This window comes from Enterobacter sp. DTU_2021_1002640_1_SI_PRY_ASU_LCPMC_013 (genome assembly GCF_032389435.1).
GTDB lineage: Bacteria > Pseudomonadota > Gammaproteobacteria > Enterobacterales > Enterobacteriaceae > Enterobacter > Enterobacter hormaechei_C.
The window spans coordinates 2,605,475-2,632,074 of the sequence record NZ_CP135594.1 but is presented as its reverse complement, the minus strand read 5'-3'; the positions used below and the strand labels follow the sequence as shown (position 1 = coordinate 2,632,074).

At 52.5% G+C, this 26,600-nt stretch carries 29 protein-coding genes; 20 read left to right on the top strand and 9 right to left on the bottom strand.

Annotation, left to right across the window (positions count from 1 at the left end; genetic code table 11):
* Positions 1-16 precede the first annotated feature (16 nt).
* From RS584_RS12525 to RS584_RS12445, 17 genes are all read left to right on the top strand, one after another.
* A complete protein-coding gene (locus RS584_RS12525) occupies positions 17-1,093 on the top strand; it encodes a major capsid protein (protein WP_315747981.1) in 1,077 nt (358 codons plus the stop codon).
* 9 nt (positions 1,094-1,102) lie between these two features.
* Entirely contained in the window at positions 1,103-1,396 is a 294-nt protein-coding gene (locus tag RS584_RS12520; RefSeq protein WP_315747980.1) for a hypothetical protein, read from the top strand.
* Between the two features lie 58 nt (positions 1,397-1,454).
* Positions 1,455-1,856, top strand: coding sequence for a hypothetical protein (locus RS584_RS12515; RefSeq protein WP_153688522.1), 402 nt, complete (start codon positions 1,455-1,457; stop codon positions 1,854-1,856).
* The gene (locus tag RS584_RS12510; RefSeq protein WP_059364071.1) at positions 1,856-2,029 is read left to right on the top strand and encodes a hypothetical protein; all 174 of its coding nucleotides are present in this window, start codon (positions 1,856-1,858) and stop codon (positions 2,027-2,029) included. Before RS584_RS12515 ends, RS584_RS12510 begins: the two co-directional genes overlap by 1 nt.
* The gene (locus RS584_RS12505; protein ID WP_032665488.1) at positions 2,029-2,385 is read left to right on the top strand and encodes a hypothetical protein; all 357 of its coding nucleotides are present in this window, start codon (positions 2,029-2,031) and stop codon (positions 2,383-2,385) included. The genes RS584_RS12510 and RS584_RS12505 overlap by 1 nt, the downstream gene beginning before the upstream one ends.
* 2 nt (positions 2,386-2,387) lie before the next feature.
* The gene (locus RS584_RS12500) at positions 2,388-2,831 is read left to right on the top strand and encodes an HK97 gp10 family phage protein (RefSeq protein WP_315747979.1); all 444 of its coding nucleotides are present in this window, start codon (positions 2,388-2,390) and stop codon (positions 2,829-2,831) included.
* The gene (locus tag RS584_RS12495) at positions 2,828-3,211 is read left to right on the top strand and encodes a hypothetical protein (RefSeq protein WP_128111505.1); all 384 of its coding nucleotides are present in this window, start codon (positions 2,828-2,830) and stop codon (positions 3,209-3,211) included. The genes RS584_RS12500 and RS584_RS12495 overlap by 4 nt, the downstream gene beginning before the upstream one ends.
* 57 nt (positions 3,212-3,268) lie before the next feature.
* A complete protein-coding gene (locus RS584_RS12490; RefSeq protein ID WP_059512186.1) occupies positions 3,269-4,024 on the top strand; it encodes an Ig-like domain-containing protein in 756 nt (251 codons plus the stop codon).
* A 50-nt stretch (positions 4,025-4,074) separates the two neighbouring features.
* A complete protein-coding gene (locus tag RS584_RS12485) occupies positions 4,075-4,818 on the top strand; it encodes a DUF6246 family protein (RefSeq protein WP_315747978.1) in 744 nt (247 codons plus the stop codon).
* 72 nt (positions 4,819-4,890) lie between these two features.
* Positions 4,891-5,265: a membrane lipoprotein lipid attachment site-containing protein gene (locus tag RS584_RS12480; RefSeq protein ID WP_255401205.1), complete on the top strand. Its 375-nt coding sequence runs from the start codon at positions 4,891-4,893 to the stop codon at positions 5,263-5,265.
* Between the two features lie 56 nt (positions 5,266-5,321).
* Positions 5,322-7,826, top strand: a complete 2,505-nt coding sequence (locus RS584_RS12475) for a tape measure protein (RefSeq protein ID WP_315747977.1) — start codon at positions 5,322-5,324, stop codon at positions 7,824-7,826.
* Complete coding sequence (locus RS584_RS12470) at positions 7,826-8,329, top strand: hypothetical protein (protein WP_315747976.1); 504 nt, start codon at positions 7,826-7,828, stop codon at positions 8,327-8,329. Before RS584_RS12475 ends, RS584_RS12470 begins: the two co-directional genes overlap by 1 nt.
* A gap of 53 nt (positions 8,330-8,382) precedes the next feature.
* Entirely contained in the window at positions 8,383-8,916 is a 534-nt protein-coding gene (locus tag RS584_RS12465) for an NUMOD4 motif-containing HNH endonuclease (RefSeq protein WP_315747975.1), read from the top strand.
* 2 nt (positions 8,917-8,918) lie between these two features.
* Positions 8,919-9,386, top strand: coding sequence for a hypothetical protein (locus RS584_RS12460; RefSeq protein WP_063407846.1), 468 nt, complete (start codon positions 8,919-8,921; stop codon positions 9,384-9,386).
* Positions 9,387-9,399: 13 nt separating this feature from the next.
* Positions 9,400-9,765: an NlpC/P60 family protein gene (locus RS584_RS12455; protein ID WP_315749975.1), complete on the top strand. Its 366-nt coding sequence runs from the start codon at positions 9,400-9,402 to the stop codon at positions 9,763-9,765.
* Positions 9,752-12,229 (top strand): host specificity factor TipJ family phage tail protein, encoded by a 2,478-nt coding sequence (locus RS584_RS12450; protein ID WP_315747974.1) that lies wholly within the window; start codon positions 9,752-9,754, stop codon positions 12,227-12,229. Before RS584_RS12455 ends, RS584_RS12450 begins: the two co-directional genes overlap by 14 nt.
* A gap of 57 nt (positions 12,230-12,286) precedes the next feature.
* On the top strand, positions 12,287-14,344 hold the full coding sequence (locus tag RS584_RS12445; protein ID WP_253132853.1) for a hypothetical protein: 2,058 nt from the start codon (positions 12,287-12,289) through the stop codon (positions 14,342-14,344).
* A gap of 27 nt (positions 14,345-14,371) precedes the next feature.
* Here the strand turns inward: RS584_RS12445 and RS584_RS12440 are convergent, their stop codons facing one another.
* Genes RS584_RS12440 through RS584_RS12430 form a run of 3 tightly spaced genes read right to left on the bottom strand, consistent with a single transcriptional unit; the run spans position 14,372 to position 17,122 of the window.
* Entirely contained in the window at positions 14,372-15,841 is a 1,470-nt protein-coding gene (locus RS584_RS12440; protein WP_180993953.1) for a glucosyltransferase domain-containing protein, read from the bottom strand.
* On the bottom strand, positions 15,834-16,763 hold the full coding sequence (locus RS584_RS12435; RefSeq protein WP_058687453.1) for a glycosyltransferase family 2 protein: 930 nt from the start codon (positions 16,761-16,763) through the stop codon (positions 15,834-15,836). The genes RS584_RS12440 and RS584_RS12435 overlap by 8 nt, the downstream gene beginning before the upstream one ends.
* Positions 16,760-17,122, bottom strand: a complete 363-nt coding sequence (locus RS584_RS12430) for a GtrA family protein (protein ID WP_058687452.1) — start codon at positions 17,120-17,122, stop codon at positions 16,760-16,762. The genes RS584_RS12435 and RS584_RS12430 overlap by 4 nt, the downstream gene beginning before the upstream one ends.
* 112 nt (positions 17,123-17,234) lie before the next feature.
* Between RS584_RS12430 and RS584_RS12425 the strand changes: the two genes are divergently transcribed.
* Both RS584_RS12425 and RS584_RS12420 read left to right on the top strand, forming a co-directional pair.
* Positions 17,235-17,474: a hypothetical protein gene (locus tag RS584_RS12425; RefSeq protein ID WP_315747973.1), complete on the top strand. Its 240-nt coding sequence runs from the start codon at positions 17,235-17,237 to the stop codon at positions 17,472-17,474.
* Positions 17,474-17,791, top strand: coding sequence for a hypothetical protein (locus tag RS584_RS12420; RefSeq protein WP_315747972.1), 318 nt, complete (start codon positions 17,474-17,476; stop codon positions 17,789-17,791). Before RS584_RS12425 ends, RS584_RS12420 begins: the two co-directional genes overlap by 1 nt.
* A 39-nt stretch (positions 17,792-17,830) precedes the next feature.
* On the opposite strand, the gene RS584_RS12415 is transcribed toward RS584_RS12420, so the two are convergent.
* Positions 17,831-18,472, bottom strand: a complete 642-nt coding sequence (locus RS584_RS12415; RefSeq protein ID WP_315747971.1) for an SOS response-associated peptidase — start codon at positions 18,470-18,472, stop codon at positions 17,831-17,833.
* A 474-nt stretch (positions 18,473-18,946) separates the two neighbouring features.
* Positions 18,947-19,927 carry a VirK/YbjX family protein gene (locus RS584_RS12410; protein WP_060460315.1) on the bottom strand — a complete coding sequence of 327 codons (981 nt, stop codon included), beginning with the start codon at positions 19,925-19,927 and terminating at the stop codon, positions 18,947-18,949.
* Positions 19,928-20,094: 167 nt separating this feature from the next.
* Between RS584_RS12410 and pphA the strand changes: the two genes are divergently transcribed.
* On the top strand, positions 20,095-20,739 hold the full coding sequence (gene pphA, locus RS584_RS12405; protein ID WP_060460316.1) for a protein-serine/threonine phosphatase: 645 nt from the start codon (positions 20,095-20,097) through the stop codon (positions 20,737-20,739).
* Positions 20,740-20,773: 34 nt separating this feature from the next.
* On the opposite strand, the gene RS584_RS12400 is transcribed toward pphA, so the two are convergent.
* The 4 genes from RS584_RS12400 to yebS all read right to left on the bottom strand — a co-directional run bounded on the left by RS584_RS12400 (position 20,774) and on the right by yebS (position 26,525).
* Entirely contained in the window at positions 20,774-21,013 is a 240-nt protein-coding gene (locus tag RS584_RS12400; protein WP_003859885.1) for a YebV family protein, read from the bottom strand.
* 106 nt (positions 21,014-21,119) lie between these two features.
* Positions 21,120-22,583, bottom strand: coding sequence for a 16S rRNA (cytosine(1407)-C(5))-methyltransferase RsmF (gene rsmF / locus RS584_RS12395; protein WP_410493075.1), 1,464 nt, complete (start codon positions 22,581-22,583; stop codon positions 21,120-21,122).
* 56 nt (positions 22,584-22,639) lie between these two features.
* Positions 22,640-25,273 carry a PqiB family protein gene (locus RS584_RS12390; RefSeq protein WP_193042396.1) on the bottom strand — a complete coding sequence of 878 codons (2,634 nt, stop codon included), beginning with the start codon at positions 25,271-25,273 and terminating at the stop codon, positions 22,640-22,642.
* Positions 25,242-26,525, bottom strand: coding sequence for a membrane integrity lipid transport subunit YebS (gene yebS, locus RS584_RS12385; protein ID WP_193042397.1), 1,284 nt, complete (start codon positions 26,523-26,525; stop codon positions 25,242-25,244). The genes RS584_RS12390 and yebS overlap by 32 nt, the downstream gene beginning before the upstream one ends.
* Positions 26,526-26,600 lie beyond the last annotated feature (75 nt).

Sequence of the window (26,600 nt, the reverse complement as noted above, 5' to 3'; positions counted from 1 at the left end):
AAAAGGACAAACACATATGTACTTCTCTAAAGAGACGCTGGCGACAAACTCCCGCCTTGGCGGGCACTGGAATGAGCTGTGGGCAAACCGCAACATGTGGAACCTACAGAACGATTCCATCATTGCCGCTAACCGCGCGATGATGACTGCTGACATGCTGGCCTGTAACGCAGTGGGCGGCTTATCCCGTGACTTCTGGGCTGAGATTGACCGTCAGGTGCTCCAGCTGCGTGATCAAGAAATCGGCATGGAAATCGTGAACGACCTGATCGGCGTTCAGACGGTGCTGCCGGTCGGTAAAACCGCCAAGCTGTATAACGTGGTAGGCGACATCGCTGACGACGTGTCAGTAAGCATCGATGGCCAGGCACCGTTCTCCTTCGACCACACTGACTACGCGAGCGACGGCGACCCGATTCCGGTGTTCACTGCTGGCTACGGTGTTAACTGGCGTCATGCTGCTGGCCTTAACTCTGTAGGCATTGATCTGGTGCTGGATTCGCAGATGGCGAAGATGCGCAAGTTCAACCAGAAGCGAGTTAACTACTACCTGAACGGTGATTCAAAAATTCAGGTTCAGTCATATCCGGCGCAGGGCATTAAGAACCACCGAAACACCAAGAAGATCAACCTCGGGTCCGGTTCTGGTGGCGCGAATATCGACCTTACTACTGCCGACATGACCGCGCTCTTTGCGTTCTTCGGTAAAGGCGCATTCGGTACTAACGCCCGCACGAACAAAGTCGCCGCATACGATGTAATGTGGGTTTCCCCGGAAATCTGGGCGAACCTGGCTCAGCCGTACGTGGTGAATGGCGTTGTAAGCGGCACTGTATTGCAGGCGGTTCTTCCGTTCGCGCCGGTGAAAGAAATCCGCATGAGCTTCGCGCTGACCGGTAACGAGTTTATCGCGTACGTTCGTCGCCGTGACGTGATCTCTCCACTGGTGGGCATGGCTGTCGGGGTTGTTCCGCTGCCGCGTCCACTGCCAAACGTTAACTACAACTTCCAGATCATGTCTGCTGAAGGTCTGCAAATCACCGCAGACGATCAGGGCCTGTCCGGCGTTGTCTACGGCGCTAACCTGGCGTAAGGAAACAGCATGGCTAAATACGAAGTTGTGCGCCCATGGTTCGGCGTGAAGATTGGCGACGTGGTGGAGTTGAAAGATCTTCACCCGGCGCTGAAGTCTAACGTCCGTCTGATGAAAGGTGAGGCTGGTGGTGAGCTGAAACCTGCAACACCTGATGCCGGTACCGGTGAAAAATCTCGCAAAGAGATCATTCAGGAGCGCCTGACCCAGCTGGGCATTGAGTTCAAAGGCAATCTGGGCGCTGAAAAGCTCAGTGAGCTGTTACCGGATGGCGAACTCGAAAAGCTTTTCCCTGCTGAATAACAGCCGCCGCTAAGGCGGTTTTTTTATGCCCTCTCCGGAGGGCTTATCAGAGGCCCGCATGATTACCACAGAACAGGCCAAAGAATATCTGAAGTCAGTAGGTATAACGCTGCCTGATTTCATCTTAGAAGCGCTCGTAGAGCAGGCTAATAGCATTCAGGAATGCCTTGATGCGCACTACTCACCGGCTACCGCGCTACTGATCCAGTCCTACCTGTTGGGCATGATGGCTCTGGGGCAGGGTGACAAGTACGTATCCAGCCACACCGCGCCGAGCGGGGCGTCAGAATCATTCCGCTATCAGTCGTTCTCAGATCGCTGGAAGGGGTCGCTAAACCTGCTCCGCGGTCTGGATAAATACGGATGCGCCACTGCTCTCATTCCTGCCGACCCTACCGCCGCGCCAGCGTTTGCAGGTATCTGGATCGGGAAGGGCGGCTGCATGTGCGGAGATAAGTGATGACGTACAAATCAGTTAAGCACGGGCTGCCGCGCTCATTCGTACGTGTCTGGGTGATGACTGACACCGGGCGGGAGACTACCGGCTACGTTAAGTCGGACGGCGAGTGGCATATCAACTGTGAGCGCATCCGGGCGACCGGCGCGAAGGTGCTGCGCTGGAAGGAGGGCTGATGTCGTCTACTGCTTCATGGTCATACAACAAGCCATGCACGATATGGCGCAAGGGAGCGGGCGGTAATGACGAGTGGGGCGATCCTGTCGACCCATATGAACCGCCTGAAACCATCATGTGCGACTACATCGGCGGCCTGTCTGCAAAGCTCGGCTCCATCGGTAAAGAGGTTGTCGTAAAAAACACCTTCTTTACTGCGTATGCGTTAGCTGATGAGGGCGATTACATCCTGATTGGTGTTAGTGCTGAGCAGGATCCGGTCGTAGCAGGTGCTGATGAGGTCCGTCACGTGACGCGCTGGAACGACACTCTCGACGGTCTGGAAGATGACTGGGCGATAATTACGGGAGTGTAGCCATGGGCATCAAAGTGAAGGGGGTTGCTGAGGCAAAACGCGGTCTAGATGCGATAATAAACGACGTCAAGGGGCGCAAAATAGTTAGAGGAATCAGGGCATCACTAATGCTTGTTGGTAGTGAAGCGGCCGTAATGACTCCAATAGATACTTCGAATCTGATTAATTCACAATACCAGGACGTGAATCTGCTTGGGACAAAGGTAGTTGGAACTATTGGTTACTCTGCTGAATACGCTGCATATGTCCACGAAGCCTCTGGAAAGTTAAAGGGTAAGCCAAGGTCCAGCGTGGCGGCTTTTCAGACCGGTGACGGAAGAACAGCCTTTGCTTCCAATCAGGGTAATTTCTGGGATCCACATGGAGAGCCTCAATTTCTAACAAAGGCTGTTAAGAAAACCAAAAAGCAACGTGCGGAGATCATGCGTAAGGAGTTACAAGTATGACCGATGCTATGTTCGAAAGGGTTAAAAACTCTTTTGTGGCCGCAGGGCTTACCACCGGCTGGATAGTGCAGTTACTGTTTTTTGAAGATTCGGGAAAGTTAACTGATTCCTTTATCGTTTTTCGTCCAAATGGCGGCACGGAAATCCAGAACGATTTGGGCGCAGATTATTATGTCTCCGTTGATCTTGTGGCGGCAAAAGATAAGCGACGCCTAGCCACAGAAAAGGCTAAAGAGTTACTGAAATATGTGCAGGACAACCCTCTGGCTGATGAATGCCTCGGGATGATTCAAAATATGGGCAATCTTCCATCACCAATTCTTACCGCAGAAGGGCGATGCGTCTTCCGCCTACAATTTTCCTGCGTCTACGGCGAATAACCCCATCACCAACCCATCAGGCTGCCATTCGGCGGCTTTTTTATTTGAGAGGTACACATGCAAGGCTGTGCTAATGATTTTGGCAAGCTGATCGGGAAAGTAGCTGTGCTACGCATGGCCTTTGGCTGTCCCGACGCAGTGCCAGCGCTTTCCGAGTGGAAGCGTCTCGGCGCTATGACGACCAAGGGCATCGACTATTCGATGAACACCATCAACTCCGAGGCAGATGATGCTAAAGGGCTGGTGGAGAACCTGGTCAACAACATGGATCTGACGATCTCCGGCGAAGGGGAGTTTCGCAAGTCTGATAAAGATAACGAGATCGGCGCGTGGCGTCTGTCGAAGTACATCTTTGACGAAGTGCAGGCAGGCCGTCAGCCTAACCTGTGGGTGCGGTTCGACTTTGCGGGTGAGAACGCCGGTACTTACATCCAGGGTTACATGAACACCACATCATGGTCTGGTGATTTCGGTACCAACGATATCTCCACCTTCTCCGGCGAGTGGAAGGTCTACGACGCTGACACTGTTGTGTTTAAGGTAGCTGATTCTATCGCGGCCACTGGCATTGAAGTAACTCCTGCAACTGCTTCTCTGGTCGTTGGAGCAACCCAGCAACTCAGCGGCGCGGTTCAGCCAACCGATGCGACTAATAAAGCGATCACCTGGACGACTTCGGCGCCATCCATCGCCACCGTCAGTTCAACCGGCCTGGTGACAGCAGTAGCCGAGGGCACCGCGACTATTACGGCTACTACTGCTGACGGTGATTTCACCGACACCTGTGCAGTTACCGTGACTGCCGCACCGTAATCACTACAAAGGGCGGCGTGCTGCCCTTGATACTGGTTATGGAGAGCGATATGACCCCTTTGAAAGAAATTGGCGAGTGCCTGATTGGTGCTGGCGGCCGTGAATACTTCTTCCGGCCATCGTTCCGTAATATGACGCGAATCGGCGAGCCAGAGCATATCGTCCGCACCTTCTATGCGCTGTTCAATGACGATGTGGCGAAAATGCTTGAGGCGGCGCGCGAAATTCACAGTGCGATACCAGAGCATCAGCGCAGATTTTACGCCCACTATTTCGGTGACGTTTCGCTGCCACGCTGGGCACTTGATGCAGCAGGTTCTGCCGCATTTGTCCGTGAGGCATTGCTCTCGGCTATTAACGTCATTCAGTCCTGCTGTGACGAGGACGTTTCTGAGCTGACAGGCTGGCATGAGCTTTCACGTACTGGCAGGCGCACATTCGTATGGCACCGCGGCGCGCTTCCGCCTGAGAACCTGATTCTGATAGCTCAGTCACTGATCATGCATGGCGTTATCGGACGGGCGAAGGTTCGTAAGTTGCAGAAGCACGAAAGCAAGGAAACGACGCCGGAGTTTCATGCGACTGAATACATCATGGCGGCGCGCAACCATTTCGGGATCAGCAGGGAAGAGGCTGAAAACCTTACCATGACCGAATTCGCCATGATGCTTAACGCCAAATATCCTGACCAGAAAGGCTTCACCAAGGAAGAGTATGACGCGGTTATGGAAGATGACGATCGCCGGTGGCAGGAAATGATTGAGCGCGAAAAATCAGCAAAGAAGGCGGCCTGAGTTAATAATGGATGTACCAGCCCCGACCGACCGGGCGTATGATGGCACGACAAAAATACTCAGGGGATAAGAGTGAAGAAAATACTTTTGGCTTTGGTGATTCCACTGGTTCTGGCTGGCTGCAAGCCGGGCGAGGAAAAGGCAATTTCGCTGGCACAATTTGAAGTGTCCGCCAATCTGCTGGATCCTGGCAGCGCACAATTCCGTAACGTGAAAGTCGTGAAGATGACAGATGCCGATGATGGCCGTGTTAACGCAGTTGTTTGCGGGGAAATCAACGGAAAGAACGGGTTCGGTGCCTATGCAGGGTTTCATCCATTCTTTGTTGAGCTGAAAATGAAATCGAAGGGGATGTTCTCAAAAGGTGTCGACTACACCCTTGGTGATCACTTCCTCAGCTCGAAAGATACGCCACCACCGCCGGCCTACATCGAACGATGCCAATAAACTACACGAATAACTAACCCACCAACCGGTGGGTTTTTTATGCCCGGAGAAAACTGATGTCTGAGAAAGCAGGCGAGATTTATTACGACATCGAGGCCGATGTATCTGGCTTGCTCAAGGCGCAGGGAAAGGCCAATAAGTCGCTCGACTCCATCGGCAACTCGGCGACCAATGCAGCCAAAAAGATGGATGAGTTGCAGACGAACATCAACCGCGTCGCCGGGGCAATTGCCGCCTCACTTGTAGTTGACTGGGGTAAGGCGTTTCTCGTTGCTGCTGATAACATGAGCCAGCTCAACGCGCGTATAGAGAGGCTCACTGGTAGCGCAGCGACAGCCTCGCAGACTATGCAGAGTCTGATGCGCATCAGTTCGGCAACGGGTGGTTCGCTACAGGATACAGCGAAGCTGTGGGAGACTCTCAGCACGGCGTTGCGCGATACCGGCGCGACGAACGGCCAGATCATCCAGCTCACCGAAACACTTCAGAAAATAGGTCGCATTGGCGGATCCTCTTCCGAAGAAATGGCGAATGCTCTTCGTCAGTTCGGCCAGTCAATTTCCTCCGGCACTGTCCGGGCTGAGGAGTTCAACTCCATCCTTGAGCAAATGCCGGAACTGGCGCGCCAGATTGCCGCCGGGATGGGTGTAAGCATCGGAGAGCTTCGTCAGCTGATGCTGGACGGGAAACTGACGGCAGAAGATGCCCTCAACGCAATTCAGAAGCAAACCGGTTCAGTGAATGCAGAGTTCGAGAAACTCCCGCGCACGCTTTCACAGGCTAATACCGCGCTGACAAACTCATTCCTGTCGATGATTGACTCTGTTAACCAGGCGACAGGCGCAAGCACAGGACTGGTTGCGGTTATCGACTCGATGACGGCCTCTCTCGACAGGCTGGTGGGGAAGGCAATCTCAGCGGATGCGCAGATTTCAGAACTGAACAGCACAGCAGAGATGTTTACCCGCCGGGCGCGAACCTGGTCATGGCTTGGGCTTGATGGCTGGGAGGCGCAAAACAAAGCGCTGGCCGGGCTAAGCAATAAAGCCGCCATGCTGGTTGGCGACCTGGACGCTGTTTCCAAAGCATCACAGACCGCGGCAAACACAAAGCCGATCGAGATAAAGGCTGTTGCTGGTACAGGGAAAAAGAAAAAGACTCAGGCCGAAAAGGAAGCAGAAAAATATGCTAAGGCGCAGCAGACCGTTAACGAAAAGCTGGAAGAGCTTAGACAGAAGGCGCAACTTTCCGCAGGAAGCTTGGGTGAGTTGTCTCGTGCGCAAGCTGTTCTGAATGCTCAGCAGTCACTCGGTAGCGCTGCAACTCAAGCACAGATTAAAGAGGCTGGAGAATACGCCGCCAAAGCATGGGATGCAGCAGCGGCAGCCAGAGGGGTAACTGAAGCACTTAAGGCAATCCCTTTGCAGGCGGAGAATAAATCCTACGCCGAATCCATGCAAAATCTGAAGGCCGCACTGAACGCTGGGAAAATAGATCTCAAGGAGTATAACGCTGCCACGGAGAAAATGGCGCTCGAGCACCAGAATAACCTCGCCAAGATTAACGCCCAGGCCACAGTCAATCCGGTAGCTTCTGCCCGAGCCGAAGTTGACCCGGTACAGCAACTGGTGAACGAAAATAACCAGAAGTTAGCCCTGATGCAGCAATATCAGCAGCAGGAACAGGCGATACTCCAGCAAAGTTACCAAAAAGGGAAAATAAATTACGATCAGTTCGTTGCTGCAAAGGCAGCTACCGATGCCCAGTACCTTGCCTTAAAGACTGCGCAGGAAAACCAGTTCAATGAGCAGATGACAGCCGCTCAGTGGCAATTGCTCAGTCAACAAGGTCTTGGTTATGAAATGCTGACAAGCGCGGTGGATGCGTTTTCAGGTAATGCATCCAATGCGTTAACCGGGCTGATCACCGGAACGATGTCAGCGCAGGATGCTATGCGCTCACTCGGTAACACGATGCTGAATAGCGTGGTAAATGCGCTAGTCCAGGTTGGGGTAGAGGCTCTCAAAAACTTCATTATCGGTCAGACATTGGGCGCAGCTTCTACCGCTGCTTCTGTCGGTATGGCTACCACGACGGCGGCCGCATGGGCTCCAGCCGCAGCGCTGGCCAGCCTTGCATCCTTTGGCGCAAACTCAGCGCCAGCGATGGCTGGTATTGCATCTACCGTTGGGCTTGCTCAAGGGCTGGCTTTGGCTGGAGCCAGATACAATGGCGGACCTGTGTCAGCGGGAAGCATGTATCAGGTAGGTGAGCGAGGTAAGCCAGAGATTTACCAGGCCAGCACCGGTAAGCAGTACATGATACCGGGCGACAACGGCAAGGTAATCAGCAATAAGGATATGCAGGGTGGCGGAGGCATCAACGTTGTCTTAAATGTTCAGAACTATAACGGCTCATCAATAGATGCGCAGGCCAGTTCTGACGGCAATGGCGGCGTGACTGTGGATGTGATCGTCGCTGACCTGAATAACGGTGGGCCAATCAGTAACGCAATAACCAGCAACATGAACGTTAAACGCACGCCAAGAGGGCAGGGCTGATGCCAATTATCGACTATCCCGACTGGCTGCCGCTGGCGCAGAAGGTCAGCAAAAACATGACGCTCGATACCGGGTTCCAGACTGATCAGCCAGCGGTCGGCCCGGCTATCTTCGAGAATCAAACCGACGACCTGAAAGTGACCTGGTCCCTGACGTGGATTTTCACCTTGGCGGAAGACCGAGCATTTCAGCAATGGTTACGTAGTCCCAACTATCTTCACGGCGGTCTTTATTGGTTCAGAATGCCGATAAATCTTGGCGGTAGTGGCTTGCAAGTTCAGGAGCTTCACTTTACGAAAGATGGCTTCCCTGTCCAGACCAATATTTCTGGCGGGGTGGTGACATGGACAGGAACCGTTATTGCCAACCATCTGTACAACGCTGACGACGAGTTCGACGATATCATTGTTGAACTACCGCCGCCATGGGATTCGTGGCTGGATATCGTTGTTACTGGTTATCCTGACGGGCGCGACCCGGAATCTTTACCGAGAGTGCCGTGATGCCTATATAAAATGATATAATCAGTGATATATAAGCCACTGGAAAATGAATCATGCGCGTAATGCCAATAGATGGTTATGAAGGTTTTTATACCGTTTCAGAATCAGGGATGATTACCAGCCTTGCGAGGCTTACTTCTGATGGAAGGAATATCAAAGAAAGAATTCTTAAGCCAAGAACTGTTCGGGGGTACGCGCACGTAACGCTATGCAATGAAAATGGTTGCAAGCAATTGAGCGTTCATAGGATTGTTGCCTCTCATTTCTTGGGAAGTGGCTCTGAAGGAGAGGTGGTAAATCATATCGATGGTGACAAGCTGAATAACACCGTGAGTAATTTGGAGTGGTGCACTCACTCTGACAATAACATTCACGCCTTAACTCATGGACTGAGGGTGCCAAAATCTGGGCAGAATCATCACCGATTCTCAGCGCCAGTTATTGCTACACGACTGAGTACAGGTGAAGAGTACACCTTATGTGGAGAAAAAGAAATTAGGGGTATGGGCTTTGATTACGCGACAGTTAGAAACTGTGTGGCGGGAAAGCGCAAAAGACACAAGGGGTTTACTTTTAGGAGCGGTTAAACATGAATTTCCGCCAATACAAGCAGCAGCGCCCGACGCGCGGGCTGTACGACACCATCACGTTCTACCATCCATCATTTGGCTATGTCCGCCTGGTCGATAAGCAGTTCTTCCCGAAGACGCTCGGCGGCCAGACGTACACGCCAGCGCGCTTTGAAATCGAAGAGAGTCAGCAGAGTGGTACTCCGGTTATCGACGCGACGGTGAAGCTTGGGCGGCTGTCTTCGGATATCAAAGCGCTGATGAAACAGTGGAAGGGTGCGGCCAGGCTGACTGCCATCACGGCCACGCGGCAGATCTTCGACAGCGGCGATGTGTCGGTGCCGATTAAGTCGTGGCAGCTTTACGTCAAGACGGTGGATATCGATGCTGATGCCGCATCGGTCACGCTCTCCGTCACCAACCCTCTGAATAACAATATTGGTCGCCTTTATGATCCAGTCGAGTACACGGGACTTCAGTACCTCTGATTTTATCAGCAGGATGATCGGCGTGCCGTGGGCTAACCGGGCCTGCTCGTTCGAGAAAGTCGACTGCTGGGGATTGTGCGTGTTGTATTACCGCCATGTCCTCGGCATTGAGCTGCACCAGACGCCGGACTACGAAGCCGGGGCTGACTTCTTCACCTGCTATCAGGGCGACGTCGTCTTCTGGCGCCAGGCCGATAAGCCGGTCGAGGGCGGGATATTCGTTGGATACCGCGGCGCGCAGCCGGCACACGTTGGACTGGTGCTGAACCGGAAGGCGCTGCACTCGCGAGGCGAAAGTGGAAGCGTACGCATGGACTCGTTGCTGGTCATTCAGCGGGCATTCACCAAAGTGGAGTTTTTCGAATATGGCGCTGGTTGAGATATCGAATTTTCCAGGAACGCCTAAGCTGCGTTGCAGGGTGCCAAACGGCACCCTTTTTTATGACTGGCTGGTGGCCAATGACGCTACATTTCATCGTGATCTGATGATCGTCCGCAACGGAGTTAAGCTGGGCGACGATGACGAGCTGGCGTTTGAGTTGAGCGAACTGGACCACATCCAGATATTCGACCAGCCAAAGGGTATTGTCGGCGACATCCTGAGCCCGATCTTTAAAGTGGTGGGCCAGGTGTTTTCGTTCCTGGCGCCGAAGCCGGCAATCGCGAACAACGGCGGTAATACCGTCGACTCACCGAACAATAGCCTGACCGGTCAGACAAACACCGCGCGCGTTTACAAGGCCAAGCCGGACATTTACGGGCAGATTCGTTCGTTCCCGGATCTGATTCAGGAGTCGGTGTTCGAATACGTGCACCAGACGTCCACCGACGGCGGCCTGAAGTACGTTACAGAGTGGATGTGCATCGGGATCGGCAAATACGATTATGAGTCAGTGCGCTACTCAGAATCCAGCCTGGGCTCTCTGGCCGGTGCCGAATTCCAGTTCTTCCAGCCTGGCGAAGTAATCCCGCAGATCGTCGAAGGCTACGGGTTCGATGATGTTGACGGTCAGGAGGTTCCCGGGCAGAACGAAGCCAGCGACTTCCCGATCGAAACAGCAACGGCAAACACGGTGGTCAACGGAACGTATTCCGGCGGCCAGATAGCGATGAAAATCGTTAAGCAGGCTGAGTTCGACTATTTCATGGGGCTGGTGCTGCCGCACGCTGTAACCTTCACCATCAACGTGACGTATAGCACGGCCTCCGGCAACGTTACTACCGATGCGACATTCTCCGGAACGCTGATCTCCGCCGTTGAAACAAACGACGGCGCGGTTGTTAACCCGGTGCGCTGGTACACGTTCACGATGAACCAGCTGGAGGGGCCGCAGGACATTCCGGCTAACGCCACGATCAACACTACGAAGTTTATCCTGAACGATAACGAGGCGCTGGTAGTGGGGCCGTTCTTCTCCCCGGTCGAGTCAACGCAGCTGTGGCTGCATACTCAGTCCAGCCTCGGCGGGAAGAAAGAGACCAACTGGAAGGTTGTCATCTGGAAAATCGACGACGACTACAACCAGGTGCCGGGAACGCAGCAGACGTTTACGTACCGGCAGACGACGCCGCACCAGTCGACGAGTGAGGTGTTTTATCGCACTGACAAGATCACTCCGATCGGCGGGTTCGGGAAGTACGCGGTCAGCTTCCAGCGCACGGACAACTCCGGCGACGCGTCACTGCTGAAGGTCGAAGAGATCCACAGCATTAACATCCGCACGAATGTCGTCCACCCGACCGACACGCTGGTGCGGGTGAAGGTGAGGGCGACAGAGAACGCGCTGGGGAGCCGTGAGCGCAAATATAACGCGCTGGTGACGCGTCATACCATCACGTACGACCTCGACACGCAGACGGTGGATTACACACTGAGACCGTCGCGCTCGTTCGCTGATGCTGTGGCGCACACCTGGCTTGTGATGGGTGCACAGCCGGTTAGCAGCATTGACCTGTACGGTCTGTACTCTATTGCTGAAAGCCTGCCTGACGAGCGTCTGGGCTACTTCGACTACACGTTTGACGATGAGAATGACTCTCTCGGCGACCGCGTGCAAGCGATCTGCAACGCGGCTTCAGTGGTGGCCTACTGGGATGACGGTGTGCTCACTTTCACCAGGGATCAGAAAGTTGACTACCCGGCGGCAGTATTCAACCGGGCAAACATGAAGACGGACGAGTACAAAATGACGTACGAAGCCACGCTGCCTGGCGGTTATGACGGCGTGCAAGTCTCCTATGTTCACCCGACCACGAACAACAAGACGTACATCAACTACCGCGTGCTGAACGGCGCCATCGTCGAGCAGGAAGCTGAGAACCCGAACAAGCTGGAGATCGTCGGTTTCCGTAATGAGTACCAGGCTCGGGAGCGCGCGCTGCGCGAAACGAAACGTCTGATTTACTCCCGGGTGAAGATGAACGCCAAAGTTTTCGAGGACGGAATTATTCAGGTAGGCAGCGTCATTCAGATGCCCGACATCTACGACAGCAACCAGCAACAGGGATACATCACCGGGCGCGCCGGCGATAACTTCGATACCAGCGAACCGATCACCTTTTCCGGGGATATGTACGTGCTGGTGACCGACAGCCTGGGTAACCCAACTCTTCGTTATCCGGCCACCGCCCGTAGCGACACGAAGTACGGATTCACCGCGACTATCCCTAACATTCAGCTCAACATATGGAACGGTGACACTGTGCAGCTCCCGTCGCGCTATCTCATTGCGACAGTTGAGGAACTGGACAGTCAGCTATGGACGGTCAATAGCATCAAACCGAACACAGATAACACGGTATCTCTGACCGTCGCGGAATACAGCGACGCCATCTACCAATAAGAGCCGTCCCCGACCAACCAGACCCGGCACCGCGCCGGGTTTTTTTATGGAATCAATATGGCTACCACACCTACTCAGAAACCGGTCCCGAGCGAATCACCGATTGATCTGAAATACAACGCCGGGAAAATTGACGAGTTCGTTACCTCGATGGGATGGACTTACATTGACCGTTTCGGCAATAAGCATTATACGATCGAGGGCCTGCGCTGGCTGGCACAGCAGGCCATCTCCCAGTTCGGGTATATCACCCTGGACAGCTTTGAAGACGGAAATACGCTTACGCTTCCAAACCAGGTTCTGCGACTTGAAGCGACCGGCGAATATTATCGCTGGGACGGTCCTTTCCCGAAGGTGGTATCTCCTGACTCCACTCCAGAATCTACAGGCGGCATAGGTCCTGGAGCATGGTTAAGTGTTGGTGACGCATCTCTTAGAACACAATTAGGGAATACTGATGGGTTCAGATTGCTTGGTGAGTGTCCAGATGTAGCCACCCTCCGTGAAACTGAACCAAAGAGCATTGGCCAGTTAATCCGGGTACAAAATTATTACTCAGACAAATTTGGTGGTGGCGGCTTCTTCCGCAGTGTTAATCCCGGATCGCTGGTAGAAGATGGCGGTCTTTATATCAAAACGTCCGGCGGAGCTGTGTGGCGGCGGTGCGTCAAAAATAAACAGGTCAGCACAGAAGAATATGGATGCTGGGATGGGAATACAGGATCTGACAACTCTGCACGCCTGTTGAAAGCATGCGCCTCTGGTCTTGACGTGAAAATAATGGGGGAGAATTATAATGTCGTTAGCATCCCTTCAAGTCGGTTCAGCCTGACCGGGAGAATGAAAGCCTCTACTGCTGATTTTTCCACGGCATACGGTCGTACGCTCCTGACATTGACTGGAGCGAATGTAACGTATGACATCGATATTGATATGCAGAACTTTGGCGCTGGTGGCTTTATCAATAAAGGAACTGACACTGTAGGACGCGTCAAAGTGTCGAATATTTTAGGCACAGACCGGGTCACCTACGGAATACAGAATGCCATACAGGACGACGGCATCCGTAATAACATGTCCTTAGTTGTACGCAACATACAAAAAGGCAGTTCTGGTGTTGACCCGCAGCCAGCATCTTTTACAGTATCATCCACTGCTCAACGGGGAACTTATCCAGAAGTTGATATATACGATAGTCAGGGCGGAATTATTGTGGCTTCTACCTCAGAAGTTACTTTCGGGCAAATTACTGCGAGACTAATACACGACAACGGTATTTATTGCCTTGATGGAAGCAGGGTAACAATCGGTTCTATGGTTGTAGATAATGGTCTTGGAGAGCCCGTCGTGAACGCTGGAGGAATATTAAATATCGGAGTTCTTCGAATCAGGGAGTCCTCAGGTTATGGCATCACATATTCATACAGTGGAACCTTGAGAATAGATGTACTGTACATAGATAACAATTTTTCTTCCTCTATTATGCCAATATTAAGAAGCAGGCCTGATAACGTGAATAGCACTGTACGCATCGGTAAGATTGATGGGTCTTGCGTACTTGCAGGAGTGGGGCCAAGCATTCTGCATTCAATGTTCTCTATCACGCAGGGCATAACAGATTTGTACATCGGTGATGTGAGTCTTCGGGCTAATTACGTAACCGGTTCATACCTAGGCATGGCAGATTTTTCAGGGTGCTCAAGGATCCAGTTAGGTAACTGGACGATAGATTTCAACGACACCACCGGGACGCTCACATCGGCAAGTATTGCTTACTTCACTTTGCCTTTGACAGCTCAGTTCGCTGGTTCTCAGGTTGGGTATCAGAATTACAGATCAACCACGGCGACGGTGAGAATGACTAATATTGGAAACGATACGATAGACTTTGCTGTGGGCCAGGCCGTGCAGGTTAATACTGGGCCATATATCAGCAGTGCTATCACAGCTAATTGTCGCATCTTCCATGCCGCAGCAGTCCCAACAGCAGGTAAGTGGTACAGCGGGGATAAAATATTTATCACTACGCCAGGGACATCAGTGAAACTAGGCTGGGTATGTACACAGTCTGGGGACTTCTCCGGGACACCGCCGACATTCCAGCTAATTGTTTAAAATAAGGCCGCTCAAGCGGCCTATTTTTTAATTTTTACCTTTGCACTTTGTAAAATCCACCACAATAGTCTCATCGTTGTGCATCAGAATGTAATCATTGCTTTTATTCCATTTATTTTGCGAGCAAAGAACATCCCTTTCATTCCTACCTTTGCTTATATGAATATAGTTAAGGTAAACGCCATACTGTCGCATAAAATAGTTTGCAAAAACCCAGTTCTCTCTAATTGACGGAGTTATCAATTGTCGAATTACTGGAAAGTTATCTGCGTATCTGTTAGAAACTTTGGAAATGTCAGGCATGCCTATAAATACAAGATTCTTAAATGGTTTATTTAAATTGTTAATATCTTTGGCAATTACTATTGCCCGATATTCATCAAGCCTTTTTTGCATGGTTGAAGCATTCCCATACGCTGCGGAAAGTGAGAACGCGTAAACCACTGGTACAATCATCAGGAATTTCCAGTATCGGCTTAAGAAATATGTCGAACAGAATACCCCAATGAATACTATGGCATTAACGCCAAGCAATACGCGGGGGTTTGTCACTGGTTTGTAGAGTAATAGTAAGGGGCCAGCTATGCATATAAAAATAACTGGAAATGCAATGAGTATAGTTAACTTATCAAACGCAAGGTTTAATTTGTTTTTATTGTTATTGTGTGTAAATAAAGACTTTATCCATATCACTAATAGCAATACTACCAGAGCAACTGCTATCACGTATGCCGTTGTATCTAGTGAGTTTAATACTCTATCGTAAAATGCTTGAGCATTACTAAAAAGCAGACCTACCGGATCTGGTTTTTCAGTAATCATAATACTGTGATTTGTGTTGTAATCACCCTCGATAAAGGCAGGCACAATTGCTAAAGAGTAAATCACCTGAGCTACAAGTAATGATATGGCTTTGTATAAAGCGGTAAGTAAAATGCGACCTTCGCTATTTATTCCAGCTAGTATTGCAGCAAAACAAACTAGTATGATGTACACATTTATAGATGGCTGATAAAGACACATGGTGCCAATCAGCAAGACGGTGCCAACTGCACAGCCAGCTAAAGGTCTGAACTTTCCTGGGATTGTGAACGCAAGAGATGCGAATAATAATGATAAAGCCATAGGCAGAGAATCGAACTGATAAGAAAGATTCTCTAAATAAAACGGAGATATAATAAAAGAAAAAGCCAGTATGTTTCTTTTTGCCTTATCCTCAACACCAAAGTGCTCAGCAAGTAGAGCGCCGCAGAGCACAGTAATTAGCAATGCAATAATTATGGTGAAAGGGGAAAGGTTACTTATAGGGAATCCAAAGCTTAGACCCTCCATAATCCAGTCACTTAGTGGCCTTCCGTTTACACCCCATTTAGTATAACCCTCCGTTGCCCTTCCTATATCATCATTGAACATACGTCCTGCAATAATGATAGGAAGGATGTACACTAATCCTGCAATGTACGCAATTTTGTATCTGCTGAAGAACTGTTCAATCATCTTTCTTGCCCTTGTTTTTAAGCACATATCTTGGACGATTTTTTACTTCAACATATATCCTGCCAATGTATTCTCCCAGTACGCCGATACCGATCAATTGAATGCCGCCAAGGAAAAGAATAGATACCAGTAAAGATGGATATCCACGGACAGCATTACCGAACACCAAAGTGTCGAAAATCATCCACGCGCCGTAAAGGAATGCCACCCCAGCAACAAACAGGCCGATGTAAGTCCACATACGCAGAGGGAATGTAGAGAAGCTTGTGATCCCTTCAAGTGCCAGGTTCCACAACTTCCAGCCGTTAAACTTCGTGCTGCCTGCAACACGCTCGGCACGGGCGTACTCGACTACATCAGTGCGACCACCAACCCATGACAAGACACCTTTCATGAAAAGGTTACGCTCAGGTAAAAGCTTAATATTTTCTACAACCTCACGAGACATGAGACGGAAGTCACCAACGTTTTCTTCAATCTTCGGATTGCTGATCTTGTTGTGCAGCTTATAGAACCACTCAGCTGTCTTGCGCTTCAGTCGGCCATCTGTTGAGCGATCAGAGCGTTTAGCCAGAACCATATCAGCACCGGCCTGCCATTTCTCGATAAGGTGAGGAATGACTTCGATAGGGTCCTGCAAGTCTACGTCAATCGGGATGATCGCCTCACCAGTTGCATGATCAAGGCCGGCGAATAGAGCTGGCTCTTTCCCAAAGTTTCGAGTGAACGACAGCGCAACCACAAGCGGATCAGCAATGGCAATCGAGTTAATTATTGATTCTGTCGCGTCTTTGCTGCCGTCATTGATGAAGACTATCTCTACTTCATGCTGCTGAAGCCCTTCAAATTCCCGAACCGTTTTATAAAAAATAGGTATCGCGTCTTCTTCGTTGAAGACGGGAACGACGAGAGAAATTTTCATTTCGCATCCCTAAAAACAATGAACTTTGAATAAATAAAACCGCACACCAGGCTGATGGCGGAGAAAAGAATGAGAGTCACGATCGGAGCCATACCGGACTTATCGGCGGCCCAACCAACAGCTGCGCTCAGGGTTCCCATAAACCCTACATACAGCATGTAGCGCATCGTGGTTGTCGAAGACTTAAACGTGAACCTGGCGTTTGCAAAGAAACTGAATGACACTGCCACGACGAATCCGGCGAAGTTACCAAGCGCCTGACCTGTGTGAAACGCGTATATGCAGATAGCAAACACAACCCAGTGAATCAGCGTGTTAATGACGCCGATTGATGTGTACTTAGCAAAGAGCTTTAACATTATATAAATCAGTCAATTCGGAAAGGTCTGAAGTTTAGCACCACTGTGAAACTTGATCGACCCTCATATTTGACGATACTGTATATGCATACAGTTATTTTGTGAGGTGATTATGCCACGCACAGCAGACATTCATGCCGCGTTTGTTGCGGCCATAGAGTTAAACCCCAAGGGGTATCGTTACCTGACCACAGACGCATTCGTAGAGAAATTGCGGGAGTTCAACTGGCACTACACGCGCGAAGAAGCGAATGCCTGGATAAAGCGATACCAAAAAGACTTTGCTGACAAGACGACAGACGGTAGCGATAACAGATACTGGATCCTGCGTAACATGGGGAGGGTCCAGTAATGGGATTTGCATCACCTGCAAGCGATTATGTCGAGCGCCAACTTTCACCCGAGGTGATTTGCAACATCGGCGCAGAAAGTAGGGTGCTTGAAACTGATTCAGGATTTGCAGTCATTGAGCCAGCAGCCAAATGCGCGCCCGGGGATGTGCTGCTTATACTTTGCGATGGTCATACGCAGTTTGCCAAGTTGATGGGAAAGTCGCTCATTACAGATGATGGAGAGGCAATAGAAGGAAACGCACTGCAAGAGGTCGAAGTTCTTGGCCGAGTGACGTTCTTCATCAACCGCGCATTAGACGACGGATTGCCGATATGATTACCAGTCTCAAGAAAGCGGCTCGACCAGCTCCGGCCCCTAGTTCTTCACATTGCCAACGGCGCGCGTAACGGCATGCCAGATAAACTTGTCGGCGGGCACTGTCCCGTCGGCAATGATCTCCTCAGCTTCATTCCCGCCTACGTCCTGGCGCATCCATTCCCTTGCAGCTTCCGGCGACAGAACCAGTGGCCGGCGGTCGTGAATATCGACCAGTCCTTTGTCAGCAGCAGATGTCACAATCAGGAAGCCCTCTGCTTCATCGCCGCGTTCAAATGGCGTGCTGCCGATCGCCGCCATGAATATCGGCTGCCCGTCGGCCCGGTGAATGAAGTAGGGTTGTTTCTTGTCGCCTTCTTTCTTCCATTCGAACCACCCATCGGCAAAACAGATCGCCCGGCCATGCTGCCAGAGAGGCTTGAACATTCTGCTGGTGGCTGCGGTTTCTACACGCGCGTTAATCAATGGCGGTTTGCCCCACCATCCAGGTGCGTAGCCCCAGAAAACCGGATCTAGGTGCAGCTGCTCGTCGCGTTCGCTCAGTAGCAGGACCTTGGTACCGGGTGCGACGTTGAATCGGCCAATAGGTTCCGGGTCATAAGCTATGCCACGATCGGCTTCATCGGCCAGATATGCCAGATATTCTTCACGGGTTTGGGCTTGTGCAAAACGTCCACACATAGAAACCTCCAGTCAGTAAGACTGAAAGTATAGGGCAGGGAGAAAAAGTAGCGCGCGCTGGTTAAGTCTTACAATCGGATCGGTGGGGATTATGCTGATGGTATGGGAGGGCGTAAAGCTGCGTGTTTCGAAACTGGAAGGAGCTACGCAAAGTTGGGGAGATTTCGGATCGAAGCGATCCCGAAGTTCACTCGTCGCCCACTCGAAAAAGATGGCAACGGTTTGATCTTGAATGGATGTATTGGTAAGCATTGAAACCCGTTAAAAACGGGTTTCTGATATGTAAGTGTTTGAATAAATTCAAAAAGGACTGGTTGAAGCGGAAACAGGAATCGTATTCGGTCTCTTTTTATCTGATTGAAAATAAACGATAAAATCCGGTTTTCGTCTCAGCAGAAGGTTCACTTCCTGTGCGCCTGCCTCAAACATACCACAACCCGGCAGGCGTAAGTCCAGTCCTTTTTGGCTGTTTTGTTAAATTTTTGTTTGTTTTTTGCCTGAGACGACTGCGGGATCAATGCGCGCCTGTACGCAAGCCGCAATATCATCAAGTAACGCAAAGCGGCGACGGTATTCGGCGCGTTTTTTGCTGGCAATCTCCTCCAGCGCTTTACGCTCCATCTGGAGCGGCATCTGCCAGCAGAAGGGGGAGAGTTTCTTTCCGTTCAGGCCTTCCCAGAACTCGTCGTAGCTGGCGTGAAAATGACGGCCTTTGCTCAGACGGTAGCGCAGCGCGCGGAAAACATGGCCTTCATCGCTGACGGCAAAAATCGCGCTGATGTTCGAGCGTGAGGCAAGCTGGAAGATCACCTCCATCAGCACGCGTTTCGGGAAAAGACCATGGCAGGCACGGGTAGCCTGCTTAATCACCTCCCGTGAAACATGACGACGTGGACCCTGGAGGCCGCCGATCACCAGCACCATACGGCCGTTACTGCGTGCGACACAGAACGTCAGGCTGGCAAGCAGCGTATTGTCATTGTCGTGCAGCCAAAGCGTGCTTTCGCCTTCGCGTTCGGCCTTACCTGCGGACGAGGCGTGGACGGTATAGATTTCGCCGTTTTTTGCCTCGAACCGGACAACCGGCACCTCTTGCGGGCTGGTCAGCGCGTGGGCGAGGGCGATGTTTTTCAGACTATCAATCCACTGATAGTGGCTGACGATAGCATCGGCCCGGTCGTTTGAGTTCAGGCCGCGCATCAGATACTGGCGGTGAGTTTTGCTCGGCAAGGTAATTTGAGAGGCGAGCAGCCTGTCGAAATCATCGCGCCCGGATAATGCCTCCAGCATGCGATGGGTGGAGGACCAGAATAAAAGCGAGCGCAGTAGGAACTTTAACCGGTAATCACGTTTGTGCCAGATTGGGCCGGGAACGCGTTTTCCTCTCACCAGTTCAGAAATAATATTTGTGCGATGCGGATAAAAAACATCGTTTTGCAGGTGTATGTTTGACACGTGAAAATCCCTCTTTTTATTCCGCTCTATTTTAAAGGCCAGGGAATAAGGGATTAATAGCGCAGCGATCTTTATTTCCGGCTGGTTTATGGTTTGTTTGGATTCGCAAAATCCAACGCCAGCTCATGACATTTTCTGTGGCAGCTATACTTCTTACAGGAGGCGTTATGTATCAGAAAATAGAGGGAGAACACTGGCGTCATGTCTGGGTTGTCAGCGATATTCATGGTTGCTATCAGTGGCTTATAGATGAGCTGAAACGACGGCATTTTAATCCTGATACGGATCTGCTGATCTCGGTGGGGGATATTATCGATCGCGGGCCTGACAGCGTAAAATGTTTACAGCTGATGCAGGAAAACTGGTTTTATGCGGTACGCGGTAATCACGAGCAAATGGCGTTAGATGCGCTTGAAAATAATGATTTTAGTCTCTGGTCGATAAATGGCGGTAACTGGTATACCGGGCTTAAGGACGCTCAACAAAAACAGGCGAAGGGTTTACTCGATGCGTGTCGGGACTTACCGCACATTATTGAAATAACCTGCAAAAACGGTCTGAACGTGATTGCTCATGCGGATTATCCCTCCGCCGAATATGGCTGGCATAAGCCGGTGGATGCCCAGCGCGTGCTGTGGGATCGCGACCGGTTAATGGGCTTTATGGTGGGCAAAGGGCAGGGCATTAGCGGCGCGGATCACTTCTGGTTTGGACATACGCCTGTGGACAAACGCTACGATTTTAACAATCTGCACTACATTGATACGGGGGCAGTATTCGGGGGCTTTCTGACGCTGGCGCAGCTTCAGTAATAAATAACCCGCCTTCGGGCGGGTTCTCTTTGGGTCAGGCAAGACGCAAGACCCAGGCATCGGTTTTACTGTCGTAATGCTCACGGTACAGAACGGAATGTTCCCCATCAAGGATCGCCGGGACGCTGGTATCTGCATCCCAGGCGTCCAGCTGCATGCACAAATCCGGATCGGATTTGCAGGGAATACTTAACGTTCGTTCGCCTTGTGATTCGCCGCGCAATTCAGCGTCGTCGATTTCAAAAGCGCCAATGCGTACGCTGGTTTTCGTCATAATGCTCTCCGGTTTGTTGCCCAAAATCTGGTATGACCAGTGCAGTCACCCATTTTTGATCCTAGACAAGGAGAGCGAAATCGCCAGTAAAAAAATGCGCTTTTTTTCAGGCGCTGCGGTTGTTACCGGTAAACAGACGGCCATCGCGTACCAGTTCGCGCGGATAGCTGTTTTTCAGCCGCGAGCCGACTTTTTTCGCCAGCCCCAGCGGATAACCCTGATACGTCACGATGACTTCATCCTGTGACGGGCCGTCTTCCGGGTAAACGTCACGACCGCGATACCACTCTTCCGCTTCCTGATGCGTCAGGGCAAAGGTGTTCTCACTGCCGGCCAGCGCAATGACCGCTTCGTGCTGCCAGCGATAGCCTTTGTTGTGGATCTCCGCCAGGCGAATACCGAGGCGGGAGAAACGCACCTTACCAATCAGCGGTTCGATGTTGACCGGGAACAGCCACAGCTCTTTGTCACGCATCCAGAGGCGCAGGCTCTCATCCCAGTGCAGGCCGACTTTGCTCGCAGCCGCTTGCGCCTGTGCCGCCTCACGGCCTTCGACCGGCGTGAACGGGAAGTTGCCGACCTTAAACTTAGGGGCAGGCAAGGGATCGACGGCGCGGGTTTTACGCAGACGGGCAACAAAGAAGCCTTCGCAATCGTAAATCTGCGGGAAGACATGCAGGAAGCCTTCAGGCGTGGCCGCATGACTGGCCGAGTCGAAGAGGGTGTCCAGCGGCAGAAACTCGACGGCATCCACATAGCGTTGCTTGAGCCACAGGCAGACGTCCTCGTTTTCATCGCGATTCAGCGTGCAGGTAGAGTAAACCAGCGTCCCGCCTGGGCGCAGGGCATGAAACGCGCTGTCGATCAGTTCGCGCTGCGTGGCGGCGATCTCCAGGTTGCTTTCAACGGACCAGTTTTTTAACGCATCAGGATCTTTACGCACCACGCCTTCGCCGGAGCAGGGCGCGTCGAGCAGGATGGCATCAAAGGCTTCCGGCAGGGCAGCGCCAAACACGCGACCGTCGAAGTGCGTTAACGCGACGTTGTGGATCCCGCAGCGGCTGATATTGGCATGCAGGACTTTAACGCGGCTGGCGGAAAATTCGTTGGCGAGGATCGCGCCGCGGTTGTTCATCCGGGCGGCAATCTGCGTGGTTTTAGAGCCCGGCGCTGCCGCGACATCCATAACCCGCTCAGGCTGGTTCCCGTCGGCAAACAGCGCGGCAACCGGCAGCATGGAGCTGGCTTCCTGAATATAAAACAGCCCGCTCAGGTGTTCGGCGGTGCTGCCAAGCGGCAGGCTCTCCTCGTCATCCCGTTCGATCCAGAACCCCTCTTCACACCACGGCACCGGCGTTAATTGCCAGCCGTAGGGGGAGACGAGATCCAGAAACGCCCCGACGCTGATTTTCAGCGTATTGACGCGAATACTCCGGCGCAAAGGGCGCTGGCAGGCGGCGACGAAATCGTCGAAAGAGAGATGAGCTGGAAGCGCCTCGCGCATCTGTGCGAGGAATTGTTCGGGAAGAAATACGGAGTTTTGAGCCACGGGCACACCACAGGGAAACATTCAGGTGCGCAGTGTAACATAAAGGCTCCGGCGCGTTGACACCGGAGCCTGCGAGATTAACGCGGCAGCGCCGTTCCCCATTCGCGCCACTCTTTCGGTTCACTTTCCAGCAGCAGGAAGTGTTTACCTGCCTGCGCCTTAGGCGCCAGAGGCGTGCCAGGCGGCGTCGCGAAGGCAATGCCGCCGCGAATGAACTGATTAAAGGTCCCCGTTTTGACCACGCCACCGGTCAGGCCGAAGTCCAGCGAGTAGCCTGAAGCGAGCCAGAACACCGAGTTGTTGCGCACCAGATGCTGATAACGCTGGCTGATGCGCAGGCCGACCATCACGCGATCGGACAGATTACCCAGCGTCAGGCTTGTTACTGTCCCTACTTCAATGCCGCGGAACAGGACCGGCGTACCGATGCCCAGCGAACCGGCTTCCGGCACTTCAACCACAATGCTCAGACCGTCCAGATAACGGGAGTCGGTGATGGTGGCCTCCTGCAACTCAAATTCACGACGTGCGTTGCCGCGACCCGGTTCAACGTTAATGTACGGCTGAAGTATGGTATCGAGATGCTCAACCCCTGCGGCAGAAATTTGCGGCGTAACTACCGAGAAGCGCGAGCCTGCCCGGGCGAACGTCTGCACATATTCCGGATAAAGCACGGCGGTCGCCTGCACTTCGTTGCGCGCGGTGATCAGCGTCAGCTTCTGGACCTGCCCGATATCAATGCCGAGATAGCGGATGGGCATGCCTTCTGCCAGTTTACCGGCATCAAAGGTGTGCAGGGTAATCTGGCCCCCGACCGCGCGCGCCGCGGTTTCGGACGGGAAGAGGATCCGCTTGTCACCTTTACGCATGTTGCCGCCGGCGCCGCTCAGGTTATCGAAGCTGATCGCACCGCGCAGGGCACGGGAGAGAGGCGATGCCTGTACGGTCAGCCCGCTGCCGTTGAGCTGCACTTTCGCGCCACCCTCAGCCCAGAACACGCTGTTTGGCGTGAGCAGCTTGCGGTACTCCGGCTTGATATGCAGTTCGATATCAAACGCGTCCGCACGAGGACGAACGGTGATCACTTCCCCCACCTCAAACTTACGGTAAAGCACGACGGAGCCCGCCTGGACATCCGGCAGCGTTTCAGCGCTTAAGGTCAGCGTGGTGGTTGGCAGGTCGCCGAGGCTATTTTCAATGGCTTTGTCCAGATTGGCGAACAGCGGATAGCTTTCGCGCAGCGCACCTTTGCTGCCCGGCAGAATGCGGATCCCGCCGTTAACCCACTCACTGGCGCTGGCGCCGAGGAACTCAACCCCGTCCAGACCCACCTTCACGTCGACCCGACTGTTAACCACAAATTTACTGTCGCCGTGGACCAGGTTGCCGTACTGCGGATCGATGGCGGCGGAGAAGGAGACCCCTTTTTCCGAAAGCTTACGTTCGAGGACCTGGCCCACCTGCACACCGTGCAGGATCAGCGGTTGCCCGGCTTCAATACCGTAGCTTTCCGGTGCATTCAGCGTAACCGTCAACACGCCGGGTTTTTGCAGCAGGGCTTTATCCGCCGGCGCGATAACAAAGTTTTTGTTCGGCGCACCTTCGCCGGGGATCAGCTCAAAGGTGCTTCCCGTCAGCAGAGAGCTGATGCTGGCGTCGCTGAGGGAGAGCTTCGGATTACGCAGTTCAATGCGCGTTTTTTCCCGCAGGAGATCCACCACGCTCGGATCCACCGTCATTTCGCCGGTAACGGAACCGCCCGCATTGAGGGTTAATTTTGTCAGTTGCCCGACCTCTAAACCCTGGTACATCAGCGGGGTCGAACCGGCTTTAAGGCCTTTGGCATCCGGCAGGGTCAGCTTGACGATGACACCGCGCTGGCTGTGCGCCAGGTCGGCGTACAGGCCAAAGGTATCTTCTGCGGCGGCAGGGCTGGAGTTAGCAGGTGAGTCAAAGGCGATAGCGCCATTCACCAGCGCCGCCAGGCTCTCAAGCTTCACTTTCGCACCGCTTAAGCTCAGGTCGGCATCGACGCCTGAGACGTTCCAGAAGCGGCTGCCTTTTTTCACCAGGTTGGTAAAACGGCGCTCGATGAGTACATCAATGGTCACGCCATCTTTGTTCGGGTTAATGGCGTAGTCGTAAACGCGGCCTACCGGAATTTTGCGGAAATAGACCAGAGAACCACTGTTCAGCGAGCCCAAATCCGGCGCGCGGAGATGGATCATCAAATCGCCGTTATCCAGCCGATATTTCGGCTGGGTATCCAGCGCAACAAAGTGATCCTGTGGCTCACCTTTGCCGGGCATCATGCCGATATAGTTACCGCCCACAAGCGCATCCAGCCCGGAAACGCCGGCCAGGGAGGCTTTAGGCGTGACCAGCCAGAACTGCGTTTCGGCACGCAGGGCATCCTGCATATCAGACTTAATGCTCGCCCGGACCTGGATTTTGTTCAGCCCTTTGCCAAGGGAAATATCCTGCACGGTACCCACTTCCACCCCCTGGAAGCGAACGGGGGTACGTCCGGCGACAATGCCGTCCGCAGACTGGAAATCAATCGTGATGGTACTTCCGCGATCTTCATAGCTCGTCCAGATAAGCCAGCCTGCGATCATCAGCGCGATGACAGGCAGCAACCAGAATGGCGAAATGCGGCGTTTTGTTTTAATTCTCGCTTCAGTCGGAGAAGCGGGCGTTTCCTGACTCATGTGCGTCCCAAAGTAAGCGGCTGTCCAGCCATTCCACTGCAAGAATAGTCAATATCACCGCAGAGCCGAAATAAAAAGCTGCGGGTCCCATGGTAAAAGCAAGTAACTGATCGCGATTGATGAGCGACATCATCAGCGAAATCACGAACAGATCCAACATCGACCAGCGACCAATCCAGGTCACAAATCGCAGAAGCAGGATGCGGGTGCGTAGTCCTTGTTCGCATTTAAAGTGAATGCTGATAAGCAGCGTAAACATCACCACCACTTTGGTAAAGGGCACCAGAATACTGGCGATGAAAACAATGGCGGCGACCCCCACGTTACTGTGCGCAAGAGAGATAATCCCCGAAAGGATAGTATCTTCCTGACGGGCGCCGTTCACATAAATTACGGAGATCGGCAGCATGTTGGCCGGGAACAAAAATACCAGGGAGGCGATTAGCGCCGCCCAGCACTTTTGCAGGCTGTTGTTGCGTCGCAATCTTAACGGAATGTGGCAGCGTGGGCATCTCCCGCGTTTATCCGGAAAACCGGTGTAATGGCAGCCCAGGCAGACGCGCAGGTTTTCATCAGGCCGGGTCGCGGGGCGCTGCGGGTAAAATCGCTCCCAAAGCTGTTCAACATTCAGATGAATCAGAGTCAAAATACTCAGCAGGACCAGTGAAATAAACGCGAAAAGGCCAATGCCGGGTTGTAAAAACGCATAATCCTGCACCTTGATGGAGGCCACGCCAATGCCTACCAGATAGATGTCCAGCATCACCCACTCCTTGAGCTTTTCCAGCATGAGCAGGACAGGGCGCAGGTTCATCCCCAGAATGTTGCCAAACCACAGGTAGGCAATTGCCGCGACCAGCACCAACGGCGCGCCGACGACGCAGAACAGCACCATGGCGGCCGTAAGCGGATCGCCCTGGCGCGTCATCTGCCAGATCCCCTGCAACACGTTAGCGTCAATACGCACGCCAAGCATGTAGAGCTTTAACAGCGGCTCGGTCCAGGCGAAGGGCATCAGCAGTAGCATGGTGACCGCCATTGCCGCCAGACGCGTCAATGACCAGTCCCGGCCATCGCGGATTTTGGCATCGCAGCATGGACAAAAAGCACTTTGGTGCGATTTCATCTTCGGCAACATAAAAAGCGTATCGCACTGGGGACAACGCTGATAATGTGCACGGGGCAGAGCCTGGCTTACCGTACGGACAACGATCTTTCGTGTCGGCGTAATTTGGGGTGTTTTTAGGGCCATCAGTCGCACACAGATTAGTATTGTTGAAAGTTATAATAACTCATGAACGGATTCATCTTGAGCATGAGCGCATTT